The sequence below is a fragment of the Streptomyces viridosporus genome (assembly GCF_002078235.1).
Taxonomy (GTDB): domain Bacteria; phylum Actinomycetota; class Actinomycetes; order Streptomycetales; family Streptomycetaceae; genus Streptomyces; species Streptomyces viridosporus.
The window spans coordinates 1-1290 of the sequence record NZ_MSGP01000712.1; the positions used below are offsets into that span (position 1 = coordinate 1).

General features: G+C 76.6%; 2 protein-coding genes. One reads left to right on the forward strand and one right to left on the reverse strand.

Annotated elements, in window-relative coordinates; genetic code table 11:
• Nucleotides 1-20: 20 nt before the first annotated feature.
• Nucleotides 21-800 carry a YqjF family protein gene (locus B7L92_RS36305; RefSeq protein WP_081241429.1) on the reverse strand — a complete coding sequence of 260 codons (780 nt, stop codon included), beginning with the start codon at nucleotides 798-800 and terminating at the stop codon, nucleotides 21-23.
• A 118-nt stretch (nucleotides 801-918) separates the two neighbouring features.
• Between B7L92_RS36305 and B7L92_RS36310 the strand changes: the two genes are divergently transcribed.
• Entirely contained in the window at nucleotides 919-1251 is a 333-nt protein-coding gene (locus B7L92_RS36310; RefSeq protein ID WP_081241430.1) for a cupin domain-containing protein, read from the forward strand.
• The last annotated feature ends 39 nt before the right edge of the window (nucleotides 1252-1290 follow it).

Genomic DNA, 1290 nt, shown 5'->3' on the forward strand with positions numbered 1-1290 from the left:
CCTCCCGGCCTCCCGTCGGGTCAGGGGGTGCGCAGGCCGCCCGGGCGGGCCGGGAGGCCGAAGCGGGCGGGGACGCCCGGCGAGTACAGCACGCTCACCGGTTCCCCGGCGGGCTCGGGCAGCCCCGCCGCCACCACCAGGTCCTCCTCGCACTCGATCAGCTCGGCGCGGTGCAGGGGCCACCGCGGATGGGCGTTGGGCAGGTACGTCGACCGGCCGAAGAAGGTGCCGTGCATGCCCCAGCGGGCGGTCAGGAAGTGCTCCAGCCCGGTGGGCTCCGTGATCCGCTCGCCCTTCCGCACGGTGAGGCGGCTCCGGGCGCCGCGCGGACCGGGCCAACGCCGGGAACCGGTGTACGTCACGGTGTCGCCGTCGTGACGGATGTCCATGCGGGACCAGAGGTACGGCATCCGGAACCCGAGGCGGCCGACCACGACGGGAACCAGCCGGGAGGCGTCGAGGGACAGGAAGACGACACCGCGCCTCCCGTGCGCGTCCACGGAGTAGAGGCGGACATTGGTCTCGGGGAAGCTGCCGAGATAGGGCACGCCCGGGAGGCGGAGCCATCCCGCACGGTGCATCCGGAACGCGACGAGCCCGACGTACGTGACGCCGTCCAGCGTGTCGGGCACGGTGCCCGGCGGCAGCAGGCCGGCCACGTCGGCCGGGTCCGCCGCCCAGTGGACGAAGGTCAGGTCGAGCCAGGACTGGGTGAGCAGCGGGCGCGCGATGGCCTCGGGCGCGTCGGCGGTGACGGGGGCCGGGGGCCGCGGGGGCCACGGCTGCGGTGTCGGCGGCACGGCGCCAGTATCCCGCGGGCGGGGACCGCGGTACGGCCCCGCGGGTGAACGGGGTGGACGCCACGGCGTACCCCGTACGGCCCTGTGACCGCGCGGCGCCGGCGGCGAGACTGGCGCCATGCAGAAGCTCTCCCTCGACGCCCTCGCCCGCGAACACCTCGAACGGGCCGCCGCCGCGTCCAGCGGCCGCAGCGCCGCCACGGTCCACGGCGGCCACGCACACGTCCTGCGCCAGACCCTGCTCGCGCTGACCACCGGCACCTCCCTCGCCGAGCACGAGAACCCCGGCGAGGCGACCCTCCAGGTGCTGCGCGGCCGCGTCCGGCTCACCAGCGGCGACACCGCCTGGGAGGGCCGCACCGGCGACCTGATCGTGATTCCCCCGGCCCGCCACGCCCTGGAGGCGCTGGAGGACTCGGCGGTGCTCCTCACGGTCGCCGGGCGCGGGTAGCCGCCCGCCGGGGCGGTACGGCGGGCGGCTACCCGCGCC